Below are 17,973 nucleotides of genomic sequence, written 5' to 3' on the forward strand. Positions count from 1 at the left end.
GTTGCAAAACCATAGCCGGAAACGGGCCATCCTGATAATCACCAGAAAACTAGTTTCAAGAATATATCGAGTATTAAAAACAAAGGAAGAATATGTGATTGGCGTAGAAAAATAGGGTAGGAGAAAGGAATACTTAAAAATAAAGCCGAACTTAATATTGCGCTCGACCTCCAAACAGCGATTGTGGCGTCTGGAAACAGTGACCACCTCTTCATAGCATGGGGCGGGCGCCCTTTAACAAACTAATCGAAAACTGTGACGTCCGGAAACCGGTGATCACCAATGGAAGCATGGTTTTGTTTTTATAATTCTTAAGATCTCAAATGCTTAGATAGCCCTCAAGGCTATACGTAGCGGACCTATCAATCCGCCTGGGATTGCTATGCCCGGCCTTGACCGCTATCACTCATTTGAAAAAGATAAAGAAGGATAAAAACAAAAAGAAAAGTTAATGATTATCAGTGATTTATATTTAAATTGAAGGGAAAGGATTATTCATGGAACAGGATGTTATAGCCTTTTATTTTACTTCTTTAAATTCTACACTTGAGTCATACCATTCTTTTCTTTCTTTATCAAATTCCGATTTGCTTAATAATCTTACTTCAAAATCAATTTTTCCTTCCCCGTGAATCCAACTATCAGAATGAATTAAACACTCCCCATTTTCAAGTTCGAAATAAAGGTCAAAATCATCTGTCTTGACCTTTATTATAATTTTATCAGTAAGTGGCAAATTAATCGCAAATTCTTCTGACCTTTTCTCAGTCGTGGGTTTTAGTCCACCAAGTCTTAATTCATAAGTGTAACAATCGGTTTGGAGAAGGGCCCAATTTTTTTCATCAGAACTTCTATATAGTCCTTTTATTTTCTGTCCCTTTAAATTTAAATGGCCCACATTTAATCATTTTGGAATATCTAACTAAATTTCATTAGATCCGAAATTTCGTTCGGACACAGTGTAATTATGCTTTTATCACTATTTAAGTATTCAGGCCTTTTTTTCTCAATTAACTTTGTGGCCATCGGGTCCAATACCTTTTTATTAGTTGGGTGTTCAATTTCCATATTAAATTCATAAGATTCTCCTAAGTTAATCTTTCCAACATGTACAGATCCGTTTTGAATTAACAATATTGGAGAACCAGAATCAATTTTTGGAATTGTTTTCCCATCTGCAAAAATTTGTATCTTTTCTAATTCTTTCATTTAATTGGCTATAACGATTGGCTAAGCGCCACTCTGTCGCGCTTATTCCTTATATAGCTATCGTTATTTTGGTTGTTAATAATTTCCCTAAAAAGCTAAAAATAGCTGTTTCCAGCTCAAAATCAAATATTTTATATTATTAATACCCGTTAGTAATCGTTTGTAACCGACTGTAATCGGATAATTTTATAGCCGTTTGTAATCGTTTACTAATGGATAAGATGGGGTACTGATTTATGTAAGAGGTAAAAGCACAATTAAATACTTGCGCTAGTGGGAGCGATTAACTCAAAGTGTCATAGGAGCAAAAAAGCTCAATTTTAGCCACTTAACACGCATTACGTTTATGCAATGTTGTGTACTGTGTTATACTGCTGCTTATCGTATTTGTTGATGTATCCATTTTCTAGATAGAGTAATCTTTATTGTTAGACCCAAATACCATAATCCAATAAACGGACCGAAATCAATCAAATCTTTTTCTGGTGGAATAGGAAATGAGATGATGTTCGTAATTATCATTAAGAGTGAAATTAATATTCCTGTGACAGAAAATATTTTACCCAATTTAGGGTGTTGAAAAACACTAATCGCAAACAAAATCGTTCCTAAAAATATATATACATCCCAAGCAACGTCCAAACCATAATGAATATGATTTATTGTTGACCAGACCCATTTACCTGTTTCATCAAAAATTTCTGGCCTGGAAGCTTTTATTGCAAGCTGAACCAAAAACATTTGGGTTAGTATTGCGCCTGCAATGATGTTCGAAAATAATGCAATTTTTGAAGTGACACTTTTTTTATGAATTTGAATAAAATAATATAAACCAACTGAAGCTAAACTCAGTAGAATACTCATTGATGACGCAACTATAACGCCCAATTTCAAATTTGAAATAAACTGTAAGGATGGGTAAATAACGCTAACTAAAAAACCACAAATAATTCCAATATTTATCCACTTTAATGTCGCTTTCATATCTATTTTTTAATTTAAAGTATTACATAACACACCACGAAATGCTAAGCGCCACTCTGTGCTTCTTATTCCTTATATAGCTATCGTTTTTTTGGTTGTTAATAAATCCTTTTGCTATCCAAAATAGCCGTTTCCTATTCAATTTCAAACTTTGTTAGTTAAAATGCTCATTGGTAAATGTTTGTAGGCAACTGTATTCGGATAATTGTCGATAGGTCGGGGAGGAGCAAAAGAAGTACGTCATGTGTTTTGATAATCGTAACGAGCGTCAGTTGGGGTTAACCAAAAGAACTTGCCTTGCCAACAACCGTGAAGCAGCATACCGCTTTACACGTTGTTGGCATCTGGCTTCTTTTCATAATCCAAACTGCCTTAAATGATGGTCAGTATGTTTATAAACTAATATTCCGATTTGCTCTTTTGACATTTTGCCGAAGAAATCGTGTATAAAAGCCGGGTTACTAAAGTTAGCATATTCGTTAATCAATAAAATCCATTCAGCCTTTTCGGATTCTATATTTTCATTTGATACTTTTACTTTAAATTGATCAGAGGTTGGTATATTTTTGTCAAAAGGCTTTTCGTCTTTTATCATTTTCTTCAAAGCTATTTTCCCAAATACCTTTCCCAGAAATGATTGTTTATAAGTGTGATTTTCTTTCCCCAGGATCCATCTATTCCAATAGGTATTATGTTTGAGCATTTGCATTAGATTCATTTTCCCCCATTCCGCTTTTTTGTCTTCATTGATTTGTTCAATTCGACTTATCAATTGCTCTCGGTTTTCCTGGCTAAAGATTGTTTTCATATGTCTAAATACATTTAGGTTAAATTATCTAATTAAGCTATAAATGATCCCTTTATTGCACCCCCAGCGTTCTATGTCGGAGTTTGTGGCGAATTATCGTTCCGATTTCGCCTCCGTTAGGACAGTTAAATCCAGAGAGAATCCGGCACTTGAGCTGACTCTACAGCCGCCATGACTGCATCCATGCTGTTGTGGAGTCGTTTTTATTTCTTTCCAAATTTTTCATTCCAATAAAATGTTGATAATTCCTTTAATCTTTCTATTGTGATGGGATTTTTTAATTCGTCAAAAAGTTCATAATCCCGACACTTAATTATCAATTTGCCACCATCGAATAAATCATTAGGCACATTAAAACAACTTGAATGTACTACCACATTTCCAGAACTATCTGTCTCAGTGTTTATTATTGAAATGCCAAGTTCGAATATTTCCTTCCAATCTGTCAATTTATATGAGTTAGCTGTCCAGGTATCATATTCAATTAGTTCAACTCCTATTAATCTTAGATTGAAAAATTCAAATTTTTTATCAATCAATTCTGCTAAATATTGTATTCCAATTAATAAATCAATCTTATTGGATTGAATAACTACATCATCTATTGTTCCATCATGGAAAATGTTGAAGATATCTTCTATTTCTTGAATTTTGCTCAATTTAATTGGTCTGATAATTTAATGAAGCCCAACGAATGGCTAATCGCGACACAGTCGCGCTTATTTCCTATATAGAAATCGTTGTTTGTTTGGTTAATAAATCCTTTTGCTATCCAAAATAGCCGTTTCCTATTCAATTTCAAACTTTGTTAGTTAAAATGCTCATTGGTAAATGTTTGTAGCCAACTGTATTCGGATAATTGTCGATAGGTCGGGGAGGACCAAAAGAAGTACGTCACATGTTTTCCTAATCACAGCGCGTACCGGTTGAGGAAAAACTGTTTTAATAAAGAAAGATTTTTTCAAAAAATAATATTGGTTACATTTGAGATTACTTTTTTATTTAAACTCAACCATAACAATGATGAGAGTCAATCGTAATTTTTTATTTGTTAGTCTGCTAACTCTATGTCTTGGCTTGTTTTCTTGCAGTGATGACGAAACTTTAGCAAATAAATATAACAACAATAATCCAGAGCAATATACTCCTGATCAGGCGGATTGGTCTACCTTCGCTTCCAAGCCTGTGAATGCGGGTAACACCTCTCACGATCCTGATGGCGTGTTTTGGATCAGTGCTGAAAAATGGCAAAACTCAAAATGGGACGGTGTAAGTATTTGCGATCCGACTCAAATGACTCAGGAGGAATTTTATAAATGTTTATTTCCGGAATCTGGTGATATCCTCAAGGGTATTTATGAGCTTTACTATGAACACCAGCCATTTGCAGATGTTAATAATCCCACCAAGGCCGAGGTTGATGAGTGGCACAGAATTGTCATAAATCATTTGAGAGCTCTTGTAGGCTATACCAGTCAGGACAGACAGGTCGAAAATGACCGTTGTTTGTTTGCCCGTGCCTTATGGGGTGATCAAAGAAAATTCACCACCATGTGGGATGCGAAATACCCGGGTGATAATGGATCAGCTTACGGTCCTTGCCAGGGTTCTACCAATTCACACTGTGGGGCGAGCTTTGTGCCAGATGCGGAAGATCAGGCGCCATACCTTCCTGATGGTTTTGAACCTTGTGGTACACCTGCCGGATCAGAAGGTATCTTTTCTGCGGCTAAATCAAATATCCCATGGTCTATTAAGATTTGCCGGGTTATCTCTCAAACAGTTGCAGCAGAAGGATTTTGGGGAGGCCATACCGGACCCTGGTTTCACAGGCAAAAGTTTGGATTTAGTTTCTGGGATAACGACCCGTCTAATGCCAACAGCAACGCAGTACTACGGGCAAAATGGGGAGGTACGCTTATGCCTAGTCTATATTGAGATCCTGACTGTTAATTAAAGTTTGTATATGAACTCATACCGATCAGTTCGGGCTAAAACTTGGACCAGGGAGCTTAACCTGTCAATTTCGCACAAGTATATACTTGCGCGAGTGGGGGCACTGGCAGTCAATTGGCTGTCAGCCGTCTACTCGATTACCACCTGTGCTTTATTCATTATTATTCTTTGGCGTTATTAATAATCCAATATCGCGCGTTCCAATATTAATTTCAATCAGAACTGTCAAATTACCAAAGTCCCAGAATCTACCTTTCCATTTCCCATCTTTAATTTCTTGAATCTCTGTGTCCCAATCAAACTCACTTTTATTGTTGTAATCAACCCCGAATAGATTAATAGCTTTATTTATTATTCCTTCATACTCTCTGAAAAAGTTGAAATAGGAGTAATTTTTAGTCTTTCGGTACAAATAAATATAATCTTGATTATCTTCTTGGATACTATCAATCAAGTTGAAATAACCTAAATATTTATGGTGAGGTTTAATAGTCGTTGTGTGTCTATTGAATTTAATTGATTGATTTGAATTTATTACGATTCCATTTTTTAAATCATTAATCAATAAATCAAAGAATATATTTGGTGAAGTTTCCTTCTGTTTTGAAAACAAGCTGAAAAATGGAATAAAATCGTCAATATGCATAACCTCTGTCTTAATATCTAGCAGTCTATACATTACCTTTGTTTTTTTAAGAAATCCTTGGTCATCCGAAACAACATAATCACAAAATGCTCCATAATAACTGTGGTATCCATCGTTCATTACGTTTTTGAATTTTACAGATTTTGATGGTTCTTTGCTTATTCCTAGTAAATCAAGAGTAAAGTATGCATTTATATAGAAATCATAATCAGTTATTTCTTTATCACCATTGGGATTTAAGTTGCTATTGACATATTCAATAAATGATTTTTGAAGAACTGAGTTTTTTAAATCATCGTTAAAATCAACCTCGTCATATGTGACAGAAAACTTCCCATTATTTATGTATCTGTCAACAATATTTCTTAAACCTTTATATGTTGACTTGTCTTCCTCCATTGAAGTTAACATCCCCATAAAATGCTCAGTCCATTCCATTAATGTCATAGATGAAACACCAATTGGCAAAACCTTTTTTAGTGGGACTGATATGTCTTCAGGTAAATCTCCAATCTGTGAAAATCCAAAGTCTAACTTATGGTTCTGAAATAAATCTTTAGCATTCTCAAACTGCTTTCTTTGCTCATCAGTTGCAAAGCTTAAATCGATGTCATCAAATAGTCCTGTAAACGAAATTGGCTCATCGTCACTTTCAACATCCTTAAAAGCTTCTAAGGGCTTTGCTAAATAACATGAAGTCCTTTTGTCAATTGCATGGTATGAAAGATAATTGTCTTTAACTAAAGTTTCAATGAAATCTAATTCTCGATATTTTATATCCGTTTTGTCATTTTTCAAGTCAAGCAAATGACCATGAGAATAACAAAAAAGAAACATCTCCTTATTCTGATTCAGATAATCTAGCAACCTTTTGTATTCAGGTTTTTCTCCTTTGAATAGGTGACTAAATATCTGCTTGTCAAAATATATTCTTTCCACTTAGTTTAATTTTTGCACGCTGTTTCTTTGCATTGGTGGTAACGGTTAGTATATGAAAAGTAGGCGATTTCGAAGTTCTAAACTTTCGGTTAAGCACTAACTTTGATGCGAGCTAAAAGCCTTGATTTTACTACTGTCCCGCCTATTTTTTATATACATTGTGTGTGCCCGGCATGGGCAGTTTTTTTTTGGTGTTGAATATACCATAATATTCCAGAGGGTGCAAGTCCCTTACAGGCGAGTTGGTGAAGCCTGTTAGTAAGTCGCAAGCTGGTTTGCCGTGAGGTATGCAGTAAAGGAAGCGAGACTACAAAATCCGGTACTGACGAACAGGAACGACATACAGAGGCCTGATTAGGAGGGTAAGTAAGCACATCATTACGAAGCCCGAAACCAACAATCCTTTTCTGGCAGATGCCGCAGGGATCGGAGGAAGGAATCTGCTCTTACCCGGGGAGATCTCAAGCTATTATAGTTTGAGAAGTCAGCAGAGGCCATAGTACCAATGGGTCAACGAGCTGTCACCGAAACGGATAACGACAGAGGGCTCACAATGTTGGGAAGGGCTGAACGTCAAACGTGTCTTAATTCGTGTTGGAATGCCAGTAGTCTGGGATAGCCTTCACTTAAGCGGACAAGATTAACATTTAATGATAGAGAAAGTACTACATGCAAGAAACCTGACAAAAGCCTATCGCCAAGTGGTGAGTAACAAGGGCGCAGCGGGCATTGACGGAATGAGAACAGATCAACTAGGCGATTACTTCGAACAGCATAGGTCTGGAATTATCCTCGATGTGCTAAACCGTAAATATTTGCCAGACCCGATCAAAGGAGTGGAAATTCCGAAGAGAAAAGGCAAAACCAGACTACTTGGAGTACCCACAGTAGTAGATCGCTGGCTTCAACAAGCAGTAAGTCAGCAACTAGCGACAAAGTTCGAATTAACATTTGAATCCGAAAGTTATGGCTTCAGACCACAGAAGAACACTCAACAAGCTGTTCGACAAAGCCTGAAATACATCAATGATGGGTGTCAGGATATCGTTGATATTGACTTGAAGAGTTTCTTTGATGAAGTACAACACTACAAACTGCTACAATTGATCTATAATCGAATGGGATGCCATACAACCCTTTGGTTGATTAAAAAATGGCTTAGATCACCGATACAGATTAATGGTAGATTGTATAAGCGTAGAAGGGGCGTGCCTCAAGGCAGTCCCCTTAGTCCTCTGCTGTCAAATATCCTGCTTGATCAGCTGGACAAGTATCTGAAAGTAAAAGGATATAAGTTCATCCGTTATGCAGACGATTTTAGTATTTACACAAAATCCAAAACGGAAGCGGAACGCATCAGCAGGGAAGTAGCCAATTTTCTAAATGGAAAATTAGAACTACCAATAAATAGACAGAAAAGTGGAGTAAGACGACCGAATACTTTTGAAGTGCTAGGTCACGGGTTTGTACCGATTTACCAAAAGGGAAAACGAGGTAAATACCAGTTAGTAGCCAAACAAACAGCATGGGAAACCTTGAAACGCAAGCTCAAACAGATTACCAGTAAAACTTTGCCATACAGCTTTCAGGAACGCATCCATAAACTCAAAGAAGTATATAGAGGTTGGATAAATAACTTCCGACAGGGAAGTATTAACGCCAGACTTAAGAAACTTGATGAGTGGCTCCGATGCCGATTGAGATATTGTATATGGCATGACTGGAAAAAGTTAGAGCGAAAGCGTAAAAACCTAATCAGATTAGGCGTGAATCAAGGTCAAGCCTATGCTTGGAGCCGGACAAGAAATGCGAAGCATTCATGAATACGATTGAAAACTAAACAATACAATGAATAATGGGAGGCTGGGCAGTTGCTCAAATGCTTTGCATTCATGAACTCCTTTAAAAATCAATTGAGAAAGTGAATAAAGTCCAATTCTAGGAACTACAATTACCGAATCCCGACTCCGAAGAAAAGGCTATGAAAGCATGTTAAACTATTATCAGAAAGTGAAGATTTGAATTGACGAACCGCCGTATATGTTCACAAGCACGAGAGTGCGAAGGGAAGGGCATTGCCCCCGTACGTACGGTGGTGTGAGAGGCGCACTGGCAGTCAATTGGCTGTCAGCCGTCTACTCGATTAGTGGCTTTTATTCATTTTTCAATTTTATCAGCATAAACTGGTAAATCTCATATTCGTTCCTAAGTTTTTCACCAAAATCCAACCATCTATCTATTATTTGTTTGTTTGAATTAAGCTCGCTTTCCACAACTATATTCTCGCTCAGATTAGATAATAGAGATAATGATTCTTGAAGATTAACCATTTCCGTTGTAGGTTGACCATCTCTGAATTTTAAGAAGTCATAAATTGTTTGTCCGAGATTTTGCTCATTATCAAGTTTGGTTGGTTCATGAAAGCAGATTTCTTTACCCGATTCTAAATAGCTATATCTGTGTTTATGCGTTGTAACCTTTGTATGAGGTGGAATAACAATATGCTCTCGAAGAATCGGAATATTTTGAAATCTGATACTCCCTGTTTGGGTTAAGATATTTTGTGTTTTTTCGAAAAAAAGGTCATGTCTATACCAATGCCAAGGTCTCCAAGATAATAAGGAAGACATATGCACTGCTAACAAATATGCTGTTCTATTGAGGAATAATGGTGCTGTGTAAAAAGCCTTTCCTTTTCCTGCTTTATCCAATTTGTTTTTCAAATCAAAAAGTATATTGTGCTGGAAATCATTGTGTTTAGGTTTCTTTGCTCTTAATTCAAAGTATAATGTTCTTGGAGAACAGTTAGCCTTTAATGCTTTTCTATCTTTTATGAATTGTGCGGAGCTGTAATCAGGATATGCTAAAGACCTTTTGAATTGAATGTATATTGGACTAATAGAATCAATTCTTACATCAGCTCCATAAATCCTTTCTTCACTCTTGGAAAGAGGAACCATCGCAAAAGGAGCTCTTGGAAAGCGAGCAATAGTCAACATACTCTGAACCATAAAACCTACAAGGTCTTCTGTGAAATCTGGAATTATTTGGTTGGATTTACTCATTTTGTTTTAATTACCACTAACGGTTTGCAGCTAAGAAACGTGGGGCTTTTCGAGGCTCTATACTGTCCTCTCGTGACAAAGGTAGTCGCGAAGAACGAACTTTTCGGAAACCACTGTCAGCCCCATGTTTTCTTAGGTGCTGTTAGCTGTTGCCTATTTTTATTTTAAAATGTCATACTCATATTCATACTTTGTTAAGTGAGGGGTTGGAGTCTTTCCCTCTGGTGCATGATAACTATGAACAGATCTAAATTTCTCAGAAATCAAGTGTAGATTTTTACGTGCTCTTGATGCCAAGACATATAAGAGTTTCTTTGAGTTTTCTTCACCGTCATTATCATTAAAATGAGGAACGTAATCATCCAATAGTGCAAAACCAATCATCGTATCATACTCTTCACCTTTAACACCATGAATTGTGGAGACTGTAATTCCTTCTCTTTGCTTAAAAACCTTCCTGAAGTTACTAACCTCACCGATAAACGGGTTACCCTCTTTTATTAGTCTTTCAATTCTTTTTCTTGAACTTTCAAAAAATGAATTATGATGTTCTAGTAAGGCAGGGTGTCTTTTAATGTCAATTGAAAGTTGGTTACATACTTCATGAAAGACCTTTTCCAAATAAGCGAGCCCATCATTTTCATTAATCTCTATGGAATTACATATTTTTAAAAAATGCTTACTATTCAATTTGTCCACATCGATTCCTGCCAATTCTAGATCATTCAAAATTTCTTTACTCCATCTTAGACGCCTGACATACATATAAGGAGAAGGTTCGGTTAGAATTATTCTGGATAATTTGTACCAAAAGTTTTCTATATCTCTAGAAAATGGTGCCATTCCGGGACCGTCAAAACTGAAGTCTGGCATTTTAATCATTAATTGCCTAGTAATACTTGCTAAATGAATCCATTGTGGCGCAACTATACATATCTCGTTAGGCTGAATACCTTCCTCGTTTACATTAAATAGTATCAGTTTGGAAATTTCATCAATTAACTCATCAACAGAAATGTTTGAATTAAATGTAATCTTACTTGGATAATCTTTATTAGGACTATGCGAGGTTATTTCATTTTCAAATGTTTTGAAATGTTCGAAATACTCTATTACCCTTTCTGATGAGCGGTAATTTTTAGTTAAGTTATTCTGAATTAGTTCGAATCCTAGTAAGTCTTCTAACTCTTTTTTTTCAATTGGGTATCCTCCAAGCGATTTATAAATAGATTGGTTGGGATCACCAACTATTAGAATCTTTGATGATCCATTGCTAGCCTTTAGAATGTAAGAGATTATGTGATACTGGATTTCTTTTGTGTCCTGGTACTCATCAATTAAAATGAATGGAAATAAATTGGAGAGAATTTTAGTTATAACAGGCTTTTTTCTAAGCAGGTCATGGCTAAGAAATAATATTTGTTCAAAATCGATTTGATTATTGTTTTCAAGTATTTTAAAATACTGACCAATAATTTTTTTTAAAGAATTGTGCTTACTTGAATCTAAACAGGTTAGATAATAATTATCTGGTTTAGCAATTATGCCACAATCCCAATAAGTTATTTTCTGATTTTTATAAGGCTTGCATAATTCGCTAAGAATTTCCTCGGACTCATATGAATTGATAATGCGAAAACCATTTTTTAATCTATCTAAATATAGATGGTATGGCTTCAAAATCCATTCTAAACAAAACGAATGAATTGTTCCTATCCATAATTGTTCTGTATTAACTCCTAGTAGTTCTACTCTGTCTCTAATCTCGTCAGCTGCACTGTTAGTATATGTAATTGCAATAATAAATTCCTTATTGGTTCTAAGTCTGCTTAATTCATAAGCAATTTTAAAAGTCAAAGTCCTCGTCTTTCCACTACCTGGGCAAGCAACTAGTAAAAGGCTTTCAGGTTGTATTACAGCCTGTTCTTGTTCATTGTTCAAGTCACCTTTATCCCAAACGAACATTTATTGTAATTTTTTTAAGAGTGTAATTATTTGATCGTCAGGAATAGTAGTTCTCAGCTCGGTAAGAAGTTTGTCAAGTGAAGATGCGCCCTGTTTGAAATCTGAAAGCGCTTTAATGCAAGTTGAAAAATCAAGTTTCTCATCTGCATCTTGATTCTTCAATATTCTATACTCCACAATGTCAGCAATGGTGTTATTTGAATATTCACCTTTCGCAAAAATTATCGCATCTAAAATGTACTCAGGAATAGATGTTTGGAAATTAACATGCTTTCCTAGTAAAATAGAAAACCAACCTTTACCTTCTTTTTTTGCCATGGTTAAAACTCGTTTCCCAAAGATTGCGACGTTTTCAGATTCTAGTTCTTTTTTAATCGTTGTTTTAATTTGTGGGTCAGTATATACTTCATCTATAATTTCACAAACTTCCCAATCATTACCTTCCAAAACGAAATCTACTTCGAATGTGTACTTGGCGTAAAATGTTTTTAACCAATCATTATCTTTTTCAAACTCATCCAAAATGGCTTTCCTTTCTAAACCTTTTTTTCTTGAGTTTTCAACTCTGTTCTTATACTTTTTTATAGCATCACTGTCACCTTCAATAATTGAGGTATCGCAAATTGCATCATCCAAATCTGTTAGAATGGCACACTTTCGGTGAATCCTATCATAATGAAATAACTGTGCTACGTTTTTAAAGCCTGTACTTCTAATATTTATTAAGCTTATTCCGAGTTCATCAAGACTCACTCCGAAGGCCTTTTTTACCATTTGTGGTATTAACAGCTCTTCAGCATCGCCTTCAACTAATATTACTCCTTTAGCAAATAAGAGATTTGTTCGGATGGCATCTAAGTATCTTTCAATTTGGTTAATCTCTTTTGGAGTCAATCCATTTGAAGGTTGGTATACCTCCGCATGGTTTAATTTCTTAGCAAGGATGTTAATGTTTTTTACGTTGCTAACTTCTGATATTTGTGTTGAATGGGTCGAGTAAATAATTTGAGTGTCACCATAGTCGAGTTTATCAAATAGAGTCTTTTGAATATGGTTATGAATATGAGCTTCTGGTTCTTCTATTACTAGAAAATTTGCAAATGTGTCTCTAGACTTTCGATACTTAAATTCCAACAATTTAAGAGTTAAAAAAATTAGGTTTGCACCTCCCAAACTAAGTTCATGTATCCCTCCTTCATATTCTTCATCAGGTTCTCCGATAAATAGTTTCAAAGATTGTAACAGTTTATCAGCTTCATTTGGCAGGCTAGACTTAATAGATAGAGATGAAGGGGAGTACGTTAACCCAACTGCATCTTGAATGGTGCTCTTTATATCTTTCCTTATGTTTTGAACGTCATCTAACCCTTCTATTTCTTCATTTAGCTCTACAACTAAATCACTTATTGGCTCGTAATCTTCATCCTTTATTTCGCCACTTTTATTTTTCAAGAGAGTCAATAGTGGGTTAGTCCTGTTATTGTGAAAATCGCTCACAACATCTCTTAACGCTTGAATAAAGGTAAATGACACCTCTTGAGAAATAGATAATTGATGAGGAATCTTTGTGCCAAATTTGGATGAATCAATCGTTGATGGAAATTCAACATTTTCAAAATCTCCAACTAATTCTTTGTAAACAGCTGGGTCGTTAAAATCAGCAGTACTTTTTCCCGTAAAGAAGGTTTCATAATTATCACTAATCGTGATTTCTTCTAAAATACTATTCAAACCTTCGTGATCGCCCTTTTCAAGTTCAGATAACCTTTGTCTTATATCAGCTTTTGGCCTGAAAAAGAGATTGTATGAAGCTTTTTCTACATAATCATCTTCTGCAATTCCCACTCCATGAACAAATAATGATTGGATTGCCTCTTCATCTGTGATCTCATTAAACTCTATGCTTATAATTATCCAATGTCCTTTCCAACTATCTCCTTCTAGTGTTCTATTAAAATCGTGCTCGTTAAGCTTGTAAGCGTAGTGCATTGAAGAGTCCTCTAATAGCAATCTGATTGCTTTGAAAAGATTGGTTTTACCCGATCCGTTTTCTCCAATTATTGTATTGATACCCTTATTGAATAGAAACTTTGCATTTGCAAAATTCTTGTAGTTCACTAAGCTTACTCTTGAGATGTACATTTATGTGTTTCTTTTCACGTTCGTTTAATCAGTATCGAGTTTTCTAAGGTTACAGCTAACGAAAGTATATGAGCCACTCTGTGCCTCTTATCCCATATATAGTTATCGTTGTTAATTTTGTTAATAAATCCTATTAAGCGACTAAAATAGCACTTTACTTTTTAATTTCTAATTTCCCTACTTGTAAATACCTTTTAGTAATATTTGGTAACCGGTTTTAATCCGAAAATCTATTTTTCTTTGTAATATTTTATGAATGGCTCTGAGGGCTTTGTGAATTTAGTATTTTTTAATTTTTAGCTTATCAATGTTTGAAAGCAATTAAAGGTAATTGTCCAGTACTTTAATGTTGGTCGGTATTACTTCAGGGATTTTATATAGCTTTTCTAGCTCAAAAGTTTTCCACTCTGAGGATGTTGCTTTATCATCATCTAAATGCGGATTGAATTTTTGAATGTTAACCTTTCTGGTAGAAAAATTAACGCTTATTGTCTCACGTTCACCACTTCCTCGGTGGGTATTGTCATGCTCGATTCCAATTAAATAAAAGTCGCCGTTTTGAAATCGAAATTTATAGTCTGTAGAATACATATACCAGCTACCTGCATTTGCCCAGAAATAATATCCTACCTGTAGAATCCCATTGTTAATGCTAATACCGGCATAGGGGTCATCCATTGTCGGGCTAACATGTTCCGGTATAATGTCATCGACTTTACTAAACAGTTTCAGTCCTTTTTGTCCATTTAAGAAAATGTAAATTAATCGTTTATTAGCGTTTATAGAGTCACTGCCAAAACTGTCATTATCCGTTTTATAATCTGCTTTATTGTCACTTTGTGCCACCAGTATTAAATCAGCTAACCCATCTTTATTCAGGTCTCCACTGGCTGTGTCTCTGACTATCCAGCCGGCAGGAATTTGATTTTCAACACCTACCTGTATTGTCCGATCCTGACCGAAACTACCTAACCCGATCAATAGCCCAAGTAATGAAAGGTTTATTCTAACTATGTTTAATACTGTATTCATGTTCTGTAAGTTCTTAGATCCACTCATTTAAATCTAAAACCTGAAATGTGATTTCTGACAGCAGGGTTAGTGCACACATTCATTTTTAGTTTATGTTACTTGATTTTAATAATCCTTCCAAAAAGTGCGTAACCAACTGTTAAATTGATAGACGTTCCTTTCATATTTTCATATTCGGAAGAGGTTGCATATAGTCTAACTCTTATATTGTGTTCAGCTCGTTCTTTATATTTAGCTCCAAATGGGGAAGGAGTTAGCCTGATTGCATGTCTAAATTTAAAATCATAGTTCAGGCCATAGATCAAACCATAATTTACGATTCGGTGATCTTCATAGGCTTCCCCTTCATTGTTTGCGACACTAAATTCAAGAATTCCCAGTCCTGCAAAGGGAGTGAGTTTATGTGTTGAATTTTCAATTAAAGTTTGTCCGATGCTCACATCAATAATCGCAACATTGGTTTTAAGATCTTTAGTCCAGAGAAAGCCATCCTCGGTATAATCTCTTTTTACCCTGTTACCGGCAAGTGTCCCGTTAAGAAAAAGAGTGGTATTCTTGTAGGCTATATCAAATCCAAACACGAAGTTGAAAGTAGGGCTGAAAAAATCTGAAATAGAACCGGTCATTATTCCAGTTCCAAAACCCGCATTGATACCATATCCAAAATTCCTGTCTGATACTTCAGGAATAAGTTCAAATGGATTGTCCTTTAGTTTCTGGGTTATTTTTTTATCCCAGTAGACTAAAGCTGATTTATCTGTTCCTGAGTTTGTTTCATGTTGGAACTGCTTAATTTCATAATTGCATTTTTGATATTGAGTTCTGAATTTATTTTCAGCCAGATCGGTATTATTGATTCTATGCAACTCCTCTTGCAGTTCTCTTCGATGAAGTTCAAGTATGTTGAAAATAACCTGGTTGTATCTCAAAAGTTGATCAGATTTTTCGGATTCTTTCACCCAGGAGATGTACGGGTTAATGTAATTCCTGGTCTGAAAAAAGAAGAATGTTGTGTCACCGATTCTTTTTTTAGTAGTCGAATAACTTAGTTGGTAACTTAGTTCTGATGCGCTTGGACTGGATTCAAATGGTTCACCTTTAAAATCGTTCCAGGTAAGCTTTCCTTCTTCCCACTGACGTTCATCAGACTGTCCGAAACAATGGAGTGTTACGAAAAATGAAAATATTAAAAGAGTCGTCTTCATTTTGAATTGTGATAATTAGCCTGGCGAAAAAATAAGCACAATGCTATTGCTTTTATTTCTTATAAAGTGTTATGCCTGTTTGTTGATAAATATTATCCTAAAAATCCGAAAAATAGCTTATTTGAGCTCGAAATCAAACTTTATTATTATTAAATACCCATTAGTAATCGTTTGTAACCGACTGTAATCGGATAATTATCTATAGGGTATTTAGTTTGGGGATTAGTCAGTGATGCGTTTTGATAATTGCAGTGCGCATCAATGGGGGGTATGGTAAGGTCAACTCTAGACAGCCATGGTAGATATGTCTATTGCATTTTTAAATAATTCCTTGCCTCGTTAATTTCTATTCTGTCGGATTCCGGAGCTAAGTTTAACAGTAACGTAAAATATCTCTCGGCTTTTTCCTTATCACCAGACTTTTGTGCGGCTATGGCTGCTCCGTATAAACCATTGAATCTGTTAGGATGAGATTTTAAGTCTTTTTCGTAAGCTTCTAGCGCAGCCTCCGGATTTTGTATTCTAAGGTATAGATCTCCCAGTAATTCTCCGGCTGGTAGTACTTCACCAGGCGTGACCGGGTGCTTTGCGGTATTTTCTTCCATTTCTACCGCCTCGGTCATTAATTGAATAGCTTCACTTTCGTTTTGTTCCACCATGGAAATCCATGCCTGGACCGTTTTGATCTGTATCTGTACCTGGTTGGCCTTATAATCATCTTTAACCTGAAGTAACTGGTCTCGTAGCATCATTAAGGTATCAAGATCAGTTTGCGCCTGCCTGAGATTATTAGTATTGATTGCTCCCAACGCCCGGCTAAAGTAAATAATTGCTTTTTGCCATGGGTAATCGTGCCAGTTGATATTGAGTTGTGGCAGTTGAAGATTTGCTGCTGTCTTCCAGTCTTTAGTTTCAAGTGCTATGCGGCTTGGAATAGCTGCAGCAGCGTAGGCAACTTTAAAGTTTTCAGGGAATACTTTTTTGAATGTCTTAAGGTAATTGTATTGTTCAATAGCTTCCTTATCCTTACCCATTTGCAAATATGCGTAGACCAGGTAGTCCATGCCGTGCAATTCTTCATCCCAATGCCCATTTGGATCGATACTTTCTGAATAGCACAATGCAGCGGCTGTTGAATTAAGGTTTGATTGAATGGACTCGTCCCAAAGACCTAACCGCGTGAAAATATGTGAAGGCATGTGCTGAGCATGAGCAGATGAGGGTGCGATTTGGGCATATCTCCGCGCCGTAGGAAGAGCATGTTTTGCTAATTCGGGGTAATCATAATTATGAATAAGATAATGAGCAATTCCCGGGTGATTGGGTTGATTGGGGAATATAGATTCTAATATTTTTCCTGATTCTAATTGTTTCTTATAAGTCTTATCTCCGGGATCGGCTGATGCCCGGAGTGCCAGAGCGTAAAAAATTGCAGCTTCTTTATCCTGGTCATATTTTTCATATACAGTCTTCATTTTCTCTTCAAACTTATTTATCCGCGTATTTCGGTCCAGACTTTCCCAATTAGTGTAAAAGGCAGCGATGGCCTCCAGGTAATCATTTTCTCTTTCGGTTTTTGGCAGGGGTTTGGCAGCTGCTAATATCTTACTTCCTTTTTCTAAGTAGTCGCTTCCGGACTGTAACCATAGTGAATGAAAATTACTCATCGCAACACCCCAATAAGCCATAACGCATTGTGGATCTTCATCTATTACCTGCACAAAAGCCTTTTCAGCTTCCTGGTATTCAAAGGAGTGTAAAAGAGAGAGTGCCAAATCAAATTTTTCCTTTACATCTTTATTGGTGGATAATCCAAAACTGGTCTCTCCAAAATCCTGGCTGCCACAAAGGGTGATATTTCCCCGGATGAGATCAATGTCTTCAATGAGAACCGGGGCTTTCGAGGTCTTGTTCTGACAACTGATTATAATTAAGGTGGTTAAAAATATCAGAAGTACAATCTGAAGCTTTTTCATTTTGTATAGAATTAGGTTCTATAAATGAGGTGAAATGGTGTTGGAT

General features: G+C 35.9%; 14 protein-coding genes. 2 read left to right on the plus strand and 12 right to left on the minus strand.

The features are described from left to right. Positions 1-520 precede the first annotated feature (520 nt). The 5 genes from OO013_RS16185 to OO013_RS16205 form a co-directional block, all read right to left on the minus strand. Positions 521-898: a hypothetical protein gene (locus OO013_RS16185; RefSeq protein ID WP_266057996.1), complete on the minus strand. Its 378-nt coding sequence runs from the start codon at positions 896-898 to the stop codon at positions 521-523. A 20-nt stretch (positions 899-918) separates the two neighbouring features. Continuing rightward, a complete protein-coding gene (locus tag OO013_RS16190) occupies positions 919-1,209 on the minus strand; it encodes a hypothetical protein (protein WP_266057997.1) in 291 nt (96 codons plus the stop codon). Positions 1,210-1,587: 378 nt separating this feature from the next. Next, positions 1,588-2,193 carry a hypothetical protein gene (locus OO013_RS16195; RefSeq protein ID WP_266057998.1) on the minus strand — a complete coding sequence of 202 codons (606 nt, stop codon included), beginning with the start codon at positions 2,191-2,193 and terminating at the stop codon, positions 1,588-1,590. Positions 2,194-2,548: 355 nt separating this feature from the next. Continuing rightward, complete coding sequence (locus tag OO013_RS16200) at positions 2,549-3,001, minus strand: DUF1569 domain-containing protein (protein WP_266057999.1); 453 nt, start codon at positions 2,999-3,001, stop codon at positions 2,549-2,551. Positions 3,002-3,204: 203 nt separating this feature from the next. Further along, positions 3,205-3,660, minus strand: a complete 456-nt coding sequence (locus tag OO013_RS16205; protein WP_266058000.1) for a hypothetical protein — start codon at positions 3,658-3,660, stop codon at positions 3,205-3,207. Between the two features lie 364 nt (positions 3,661-4,024). Here OO013_RS16205 and OO013_RS16210 point away from each other — a divergent pair, with 364 nt between their 5' ends. Then, on the plus strand, positions 4,025-4,939 hold the full coding sequence (locus OO013_RS16210; RefSeq protein WP_266058001.1) for a hypothetical protein: 915 nt from the start codon (positions 4,025-4,027) through the stop codon (positions 4,937-4,939). Between the two features lie 169 nt (positions 4,940-5,108). On the opposite strand, the gene OO013_RS16215 is transcribed toward OO013_RS16210, so the two are convergent. After that, entirely contained in the window at positions 5,109-6,542 is a 1,434-nt protein-coding gene (locus tag OO013_RS16215; RefSeq protein WP_266058002.1) for a hypothetical protein, read from the minus strand. 704 nt (positions 6,543-7,246) lie between these two features. On the opposite strand from OO013_RS16215, the gene ltrA reads away from it, so the two are divergent. Then, positions 7,247-8,365 carry a group II intron reverse transcriptase/maturase gene (gene ltrA / locus OO013_RS16220; RefSeq protein ID WP_439651861.1) on the plus strand — a complete coding sequence of 373 codons (1,119 nt, stop codon included), beginning with the start codon at positions 7,247-7,249 and terminating at the stop codon, positions 8,363-8,365. Positions 8,366-8,695: 330 nt separating this feature from the next. On the opposite strand, the gene OO013_RS16225 is transcribed toward ltrA, so the two are convergent. The 6 genes from OO013_RS16225 to OO013_RS16250 all read right to left on the minus strand — a co-directional run bounded on the left by OO013_RS16225 (position 8,696) and on the right by OO013_RS16250 (position 17,927). Next, positions 8,696-9,607, minus strand: a complete 912-nt coding sequence (locus OO013_RS16225) for a hypothetical protein (protein ID WP_266058005.1) — start codon at positions 9,605-9,607, stop codon at positions 8,696-8,698. 159 nt (positions 9,608-9,766) lie between these two features. Then, positions 9,767-11,572: a UvrD-helicase domain-containing protein gene (locus tag OO013_RS16230; RefSeq protein ID WP_266058006.1), complete on the minus strand. Its 1,806-nt coding sequence runs from the start codon at positions 11,570-11,572 to the stop codon at positions 9,767-9,769. Beyond that, positions 11,573-13,714: an ATP-dependent nuclease gene (locus OO013_RS16235; protein WP_266058007.1), complete on the minus strand. Its 2,142-nt coding sequence runs from the start codon at positions 13,712-13,714 to the stop codon at positions 11,573-11,575. Between the two features lie 321 nt (positions 13,715-14,035). Then, on the minus strand, positions 14,036-14,746 hold the full coding sequence (locus OO013_RS16240) for a hypothetical protein (RefSeq protein ID WP_266058008.1): 711 nt from the start codon (positions 14,744-14,746) through the stop codon (positions 14,036-14,038). Positions 14,747-14,841: 95 nt separating this feature from the next. Next, entirely contained in the window at positions 14,842-15,951 is a 1,110-nt protein-coding gene (locus OO013_RS16245; RefSeq protein ID WP_266058009.1) for a hypothetical protein, read from the minus strand. A 308-nt stretch (positions 15,952-16,259) separates the two neighbouring features. Further along, positions 16,260-17,927, minus strand: coding sequence for a tetratricopeptide repeat protein (locus tag OO013_RS16250; protein WP_266058011.1), 1,668 nt, complete (start codon positions 17,925-17,927; stop codon positions 16,260-16,262). Between the last annotated feature and the right edge of the window lie 46 nt (positions 17,928-17,973).

It is taken from the genome of Mangrovivirga halotolerans (genome assembly GCF_026241165.1).
Classification (GTDB): domain Bacteria; phylum Bacteroidota; class Bacteroidia; order Cytophagales; family Cyclobacteriaceae; genus Mangrovivirga; species Mangrovivirga halotolerans.

Coding starts and splice junctions, on each gene's coding strand:
- OO013_RS16240 (WP_266058008.1), bottom strand. CDS start 14,746: ATGAATACAGTATTAAACATAGTTAGAATAAACCTTTCATTACTTGGG.
- OO013_RS16190 (WP_266057997.1), bottom strand. CDS start 1,209: ATGAAAGAATTAGAAAAGATACAAATTTTTGCAGATGGGAAAACAATT.
- OO013_RS16210 (WP_266058001.1), top strand. CDS start 4,025: ATGAGAGTCAATCGTAATTTTTTATTTGTTAGTCTGCTAACTCTATGT.
- OO013_RS16200 (WP_266057999.1), bottom strand. CDS start 3,001: ATGAAAACAATCTTTAGCCAGGAAAACCGAGAGCAATTGATAAGTCGA.
- OO013_RS16250 (WP_266058011.1), bottom strand. CDS start 17,927: ATGAAAAAGCTTCAGATTGTACTTCTGATATTTTTAACCACCTTAATT.
- OO013_RS16235 (WP_266058007.1), bottom strand. CDS start 13,714: ATGTACATCTCAAGAGTAAGCTTAGTGAACTACAAGAATTTTGCAAAT.
- OO013_RS16230 (WP_266058006.1), bottom strand. CDS start 11,572: ATGTTCGTTTGGGATAAAGGTGACTTGAACAATGAACAAGAACAGGCT.
- OO013_RS16245 (WP_266058009.1), bottom strand. CDS start 15,951: ATGAAGACGACTCTTTTAATATTTTCATTTTTCGTAACACTCCATTGT.
- OO013_RS16195 (WP_266057998.1), bottom strand. CDS start 2,193: ATGAAAGCGACATTAAAGTGGATAAATATTGGAATTATTTGTGGTTTT.
- OO013_RS16225 (WP_266058005.1), bottom strand. CDS start 9,607: ATGAGTAAATCCAACCAAATAATTCCAGATTTCACAGAAGACCTTGTA.